Origin of the sequence: Kutzneria sp. NPDC052558, assembly GCF_044547355.1 — a bacterium.
GTDB lineage: Bacteria > Actinomycetota > Actinomycetes > Mycobacteriales > Pseudonocardiaceae > Kutzneria.
Genome location: NZ_JBIUAG010000013.1, coordinates 81,982 through 87,981 on the forward strand (window position 1 = coordinate 81,982; position 6,000 = coordinate 87,981).

Sequence of the window (6,000 nt, forward strand, 5' to 3'; positions counted from 1 at the left end):
CGGCACGTGGACTACGTGCGCGTGACCAGCATGGCGTGTCGCGTGTCCGCCTGATCTCGGTTTCTCACGCACCTTTCACAACCCCTGTTTGGAGCACAGCCATGCCTTCGTCCTGGTCGTTCGAGACGCGACAGATCCACGCCGGCGCCGGCGCCGACCCGGCCACCGGCGCCCGCGCGACGCCCATCTACCAGACCACCTCCTACGTGTTCAGGGATACGGCTCACGCCGCCGCCCTGTTCAGCCTGGCCGAGCCCGGCAACATCTACACCCGCATCAACAACCCCACCCAGGACGTGCTGGAGCAGCGGGTCGCCGCCCTCGAGGGCGGCGTCGCGGCGGTCGCGTTCGCCTCCGGCCAGGCGGCCGAGACGGCGGCGATCCTGAACCTGGCCAACTCCGGCGACCACTTCGTGTCCAGCGCCTCGCTCTACGGCGGCACCTACAACCTGTTCCACTACACGCTGCCGAGGCTGGGCATCGAGGTCAGCTTCGTCGACGACCCCGACAACCTGGACGAGTGGCGGGCCGCAATCCGGCCCAACACCAAGCTGTTCTTCGCCGAGACGCTGGGCAACCCGCGCAGCAACGTCCTGGACATCGAGGCGGTCGCGGCGGTGGCGCACGAGGCGGGCGTGCCGCTGGTCGTCGACAACACGGTGCCGACCCCGTACCTGCTGCGGCCGCTGGAGCACGGTGCGGACATCGTCGTGCACTCGGCGACCAAGTTCCTCGGCGGCCACGGCACGGCCATCGCCGGTGTGGTCGTGGACGGCGGCAAGTTCGACTTCGGCGCGCACGCGGAGCGGTTCCCGGATTACAACGAGCCGGACCCGAGTTATCACGGCCTTCAGTACTGGCCGGCGCTGGGCCACGGGGCGTACGCGGCGAAGCTGCGCGTGCAGCTGCTGCGCGACACCGGCGCGGCCATCGCCCCGCAGACCAGTTTCCTGGTGCTGCAAGGCATCGAGACGCTGTCGCTGCGCATCGAGCGGCACGTGGCCAACGCCAAGGCGCTGGCCGAGTGGCTGGAGCAGCGCGACGAGGTGGAGACCGTGCACTACGCCGGCCTGCCGTCGAGCCCCTGGCACGACGCGGCGCAGAAGTACCTGCCCGCCGGTGCGGGCGCGATCGTCTCGTTGGAGCTGCGCGGCGGCGCGGAGGCCGGGCGGGCGTTCGTGGACGGCACGGAGCTGTTCAGCCAGCTGGCCAACATCGGTGACGTGCGCAGCCTGATCGTGCACCCGGCCAGCACCACGCACTCCCAGCTGACGCCCGAGGAGCAGGCGATCACCGGCGTGACGCCGGGCCTGGTGCGCCTGTCGGTCGGCCTGGAGGGCATCGAGGACCTGAAGGCCGATCTCGAAGCCGGGTTCCGGGCCGCGAAGGCGGCGCTCTGATCCCGGTCACCGGGGCCTGGCAGGAGAACGACCCGCCCGGCCGGCGGCAGTGGGTGCGGCTGGACCGCCCACTGCCGCTGGAGCGCGGTGGCGAGCTGACCGCCGTCCAACTCGCCTACGAGACATGGGGAACGTTGGCCCCTGACCGGTCCAACGCCGTGCTCGTGCTGCACGCGCTGACCGGCGACAGCCATGTCGCCGGTCCGGCGGGGCCGGGGCATCCCACCGCCGGCTGGTGGGATTCCCTGGTGCAGCCCGGAGTCATCGACCCGGCCCGGTACTTCGTGGTGGCCCCCAACGTGGTGGGCGGCTGCCAGGGGAGCACCGGGCCGTCGTCGCCGGCCGCCGACGGAAAGCCCTGGGGCAGCCGGTTCCCAGCCTTGACCGTACGGGATCAGGTCGCGGCCGAGGTGGCGCTGGCCGATGCCCTGGGCATCGACCGCTGGGCTGCCGTGGTCGGCGGCTCGATGGGCGGGATGCGGGCGCTGGAATGGGCCGTGATGGCGCCGGACCGAGTGGAGTCGTTGCTGCTGCTGGCTTCTCCGGCGCAGTCCTCGGCCGACCAGATCGCGTGGACGTATCCGCAGCTACAGGCGATCCGGTCCGATCCCGGTTGGCACGGCGGGGACTACTACGACGCGAAGCTGGGCGAGGGGCCGCATCGGGGGCTCGGGATCGCCCGCCGGATCGCGCACATCACCTATCGCAGCGAGACGGAGCTGTCGTCCCGGTTCGGCCGCGATCCGCAGGGCGACGGCCGGTTCACCGTGGAGTCCTATTTGGACCATCACGCCGAGAAGCTGGTGCGGCGCTTCGACGCCGGCAGCTATGTGGCGTTGGCCGAGGCGATGAACTCGCACGACGTCGGCCGCGACCGGGGCGGCGTCCGGGCCGCGCTGCGTCGGGTCACGGCGCGGACGGTCGTCGGCGGCGTCACCACGGATCGGCTCTATCCGTTGGCGCAGCAGCAAGAACTGGCCGCCGGCATCCCCGGTGCGGACGGTCTGCGGGTGATCGACTCGCCGTACGGGCACGACGCGTTCCTGATCGAGACCGAGCAGATCGCCGCCATGGTGCGGGAACTGCTCACAGGAAGCGCGTCCCGTGTGGGTTCCCACTGATCCGGCTGAGATCCCGGATCACGGCCAGCAGCGGCTCCCGCAGTCCGTCCAGGGCATTACGCAGCTCGGCGGTCGGATCCCAGGCCGTGTCATCGAACTGGGTGCGGTCCTCGAAGCGCCGCAGCGCCGGGTGCCACTCGGACAGGAAGGGCCGCAACACCTCCTCCATCAGGCGCTCGGCCACCTCGCCGAACCGCTGCGAGGAATCCGGGCCGCACTCCCGCAGCTGCTCCCGGGTGAAGGCGAAGATGCTGTGCAGCGAGGAGATCGCCTCCCGCAGACCGCCACCGCCCAGCGGCCGCACCGGAACCCGGTGGGCCAGCTCGACCTGGACCCGGAAGGCCGCCGCCCGCTCGCGTTCGTCCACCGCGAAGTCGTCCCGCACGCGCCGGGCGGCCAGCGCGGCGGCGCTGATCTCGCAGTGGCGGGCCGGATCGGGATCGTTGTGCCGGATCACGTGTGCGACCACCGCCGGCACCTCCAACGCGCCCGCGTCGACCAGACGGACCACAGACTGCCGGGCCAACCGGTCCACCGCCAGCCCGACCGGGCCAAGTCCATCCAGAACGGGTAACGGCATCGGCTCCGGCGCGAACGCCGCCGCCGCCCGCAGCACGTCCAGCCCGGCGTCGCCGGCCGCGTCGACCTCGGCCAGCAGCCGCTTCGCGGTCGTCTCCAGCACCGGCCAGTCCCGGGAGAACAGCCGCCGCCGCACCGAGTCCAGGCCGGCCGACCGGGCCGAGCCGGCCAGGTCCAGCAGCGCGCCGGGATGCCCGCCGACCGCGTCGACCAGCTTGTGGGCCGACTCGCGGTCGCCAGGGGCCAGCGCGTCGACCTGGTTGAGGATGAGCCGAACCGCTTGCGCCGCCGGCATTTCCTGGATCGACACCCCGGTCCCGAGCTCGGCGTAGCCGCCGTCGGTGGTGGTCAGGACGCTGGCCGCGCAGCGGTGCGGGGACAGCAGCCGGCGGACCTGGTCCAGGCTCAGCCCGGACGGCACCCCGTCGACGACCCAGAGGCTGGGGTCGCGCCGGGCGTCCAGGGCCAGCGCCACCCGATCGGCGGGCTGCCCGGGACCGTCGGCCCCCAGGGCGTCGGCGATCGCGGCCAGCTGGTCCGGCCACGGCTCGGCGGCCGACAGCCAGAAGACGCCGCCGGGGAAGGTCGCGCCGAACTGGCGCGCGTACTCGGCGACCAGCGAGGACGTGCCGATGCCGCCGACGCCGTGCACGACGGCGACCGGCTCGCCGCCGCCTTCGGTCAGCGTCGCCGACTGCGGGTGCAGGGCCGAGTGCAGGCGCCACAGCTCGGCGGTCCGGCCGACGAACCGGGGCGGCGGCCGGTGGCCCGGGGCCGGCAGCCACAGCGGGGCGCGGCCGTGGTTGACCTCGCCGATCGGCGTAGGCAGCTCGTCGACCTTGCGGGTGACGGCCTCGGTGAGGTGGCGCAGCTCGGCCGACGGACTCCAGAACCGGGCGTCCCGCAGCTCGATCGGCTCGATGTGGCCGGTGCCGCGCTCCGGGTTGACCACCAGCACCCGCCGCAGCGGGTCGCCTTCCCGTTGTCCGGCAAGGAAAGCCGTGATGAGCTCCTGCTGGCAGGCCCGGCGGGTGGGGTAGGCGTGCGAGTAGTAGGCCAGCAGCAGCCGGGAGCGGCCGAGCTCGGCCATGATCGTCCGGGACACCGAGTCGAAGCGGTGCACGCCGACCTCGTCCTGGAACACCCGCAGCCCCCGCGCCCGCAGCTCGGCCGCCAGCGCCTCGGCCGGCGTGGTGTCCGACCGGCAGTAGCTGAGGAACACATCCCAGGCCATCTCGTCCCGACCTCCTCCGGTTAACTCCGATGGGGGACAGTGTCGAGCCTGACGGACGGGTGAATCGCAAGCCACCTGGTTGCCATAATTCACGACGTAGCGCTACTGCGGGTGACGGATCATGAAGCGTTGTCACGTTCGGTCGTCGACCTGCTGTCCGCAGTCCTCCACCGTTCGCCGTGGCCGGATCACTGATTGTCCACGTCGGTGTGTAAACGGCTTTCGGCTGCGCTCCGTGACTCTGGTCGATGCACTTGCACAGGGGCTACGCTCCCGCACTTGACACCGTTATGAGATGGGTGCGTGGTGGTCGACCCGTGGATTGTCGGGCTTTGTGTCGTGGCCGTTCTGGCGATATCCAGCGCGGTCGCGATTGCGGCCTACATGAAGCCGAAATTCACCGTGGCAACGGCGGGCGGCGGCGCGGGCGGACCGTTCGCGGACGCCGATCTGATCGGGCCCGAACTGCGGGACTGGGCCGCGGCGCACTACCGGCGCACGGCGCCGGTGCTGCGGGTCTGGCAGCACCGGGCGTGGCTGTACGGGGCGGCCCACTACTACGCCGTCGGCTGGACCGTGCTGATCTCGCTGTCGCTGCCGTTCCTGATCCCCTACGTCACCGACGGCAACGGCTCGCGCCTGCTGGTGCAGGCCCTGTCGGTGTTCGGCGCGGTGGTGTTCGGCCTGCACAGGACGTTCAAGGCCGAGGAGAACTACGGCAAGTACCGCCTGCACGAGTCCAGCGTCTACACCCTGGTCCGCAAGCTCGTCGACGACCCCGAACAGCTCGGCGGATGCGACGCCGAGCGCCGTCGCCGCTACCTCGCGGAGATCGAGCGGATCCGGGAGCGCGCCCGCAACGACGAGATCAACAATCTGCCCAGTCCATCCTCTCCACCCCGCGTCGGCCCGGTCACGCCCATTCCCGAGCAACGGGAAACGGACGGTTATCGATCGGCCGCCCGGGGGCCTTTGAGTGGAGGAACCTCTCCGTGAGTCACCGAACCCGGGTGAGCGGTGTGTGGACACCGTCACCGATAGAACGCGAGGCCGCCTGGGAGCTGTATGTCGAGCTCGCTACCAGGATTACGACCGTGGAACAAAAACCGGGGGCCGGAATCGTGCGGGAGGAGCTGAACAGTATCTATTCGCTGTTCGCCTGCACCCGCGACATCCTGCGCAAGTACGGACCCGAGCTGGCCCCGCGTGGCCGCGCCGGCGGCGTCACCTTCGCCGGCATCGCGGTCGAGATGGTCAACACCGTGCTGCGGCCGCTGCTGACCAAATGGCACCCCGCGCTGGCCGAGTGGGAGGCGGCCCGCCAGCCCGGCGCCAGCGTCGTCGTGCACGAGCGCGGCTGGTCCCAGATCGACGCCCTGCGCTCGGAGGTCGCCGAGACCCGCAAGGTCCTGCTCGACCTGGCCGCCGAACTCCACGAGGCGATGCAGATCGAGCCGCTGATCGGGCAGGGATGATGACCCGCGACATGGCCTGACGCAAGCCCCACCCATGATCAACGCTTGGTCCCTCGCATCCAGTGCGAGCAATGGTCCCAGCGCTGCCGCCGCCGTGATCGCCGTGATCAACGCGCCGTTCCTCCACTCCGAGTGGAGGAAAGCCCCCTTCCTGCACTCGGAGTGGAGGAAAGCCCCCTTCCTGCACTTGG

5 protein-coding genes are annotated in these 6,000 nt (G+C 71.1%); 4 read left to right on the plus strand and 1 reads right to left on the minus strand.

Annotated features, from left to right (window positions below; genetic code table 11):
• The first annotated feature begins 101 nt into the window (after nucleotides 1-101).
• Entirely contained in the window at nucleotides 102-1,400 is a 1,299-nt protein-coding gene (locus ACIG5F_RS23735) for a bifunctional o-acetylhomoserine/o-acetylserine sulfhydrylase (RefSeq protein WP_396520832.1), read from the plus strand.
• The gene (locus ACIG5F_RS23740; RefSeq protein ID WP_396521203.1) at nucleotides 1,397-2,521 is read left to right on the plus strand and encodes a homoserine O-acetyltransferase; all 1,125 of its coding nucleotides are present in this window, start codon (nucleotides 1,397-1,399) and stop codon (nucleotides 2,519-2,521) included. The genes ACIG5F_RS23735 and ACIG5F_RS23740 overlap by 4 nt, the downstream gene beginning before the upstream one ends.
• On the opposite strand, the gene ACIG5F_RS23745 is transcribed toward ACIG5F_RS23740, so the two are convergent.
• Nucleotides 2,487-4,334: a TIR domain-containing protein gene (locus tag ACIG5F_RS23745; protein WP_396520833.1), complete on the minus strand. Its 1,848-nt coding sequence runs from the start codon at nucleotides 4,332-4,334 to the stop codon at nucleotides 2,487-2,489. The genes ACIG5F_RS23740 and ACIG5F_RS23745 overlap by 35 nt on opposite strands.
• Nucleotides 4,335-4,673: 339 nt before the next feature.
• On the opposite strand from ACIG5F_RS23745, the gene ACIG5F_RS23750 reads away from it, so the two are divergent.
• Both ACIG5F_RS23750 and ACIG5F_RS23755 read left to right on the plus strand, forming a co-directional pair.
• Nucleotides 4,674-5,330 (plus strand): hypothetical protein, encoded by a 657-nt coding sequence (locus tag ACIG5F_RS23750; protein ID WP_396520835.1) that lies wholly within the window; start codon nucleotides 4,674-4,676, stop codon nucleotides 5,328-5,330.
• Between the two features lie 98 nt (nucleotides 5,331-5,428).
• Nucleotides 5,429-5,809 (plus strand): hypothetical protein, encoded by a 381-nt coding sequence (locus ACIG5F_RS23755; protein WP_396520837.1) that lies wholly within the window; start codon nucleotides 5,429-5,431, stop codon nucleotides 5,807-5,809.
• Nucleotides 5,810-6,000 lie beyond the last annotated feature (191 nt).

Bases quoted from the DNA above. Each gene is read 5' to 3' on its own strand.
- ACIG5F_RS23735 (WP_396520832.1), top strand. From the start codon at position 102: ATGCCTTCGTCCTGGTCGTTCGAGACGCGACAGATCCACGCCGGCGCC.
- ACIG5F_RS23745 (WP_396520833.1), bottom strand. From the start codon at position 4,334: ATGGCCTGGGATGTGTTCCTCAGCTACTGCCGGTCGGACACCACGCCG.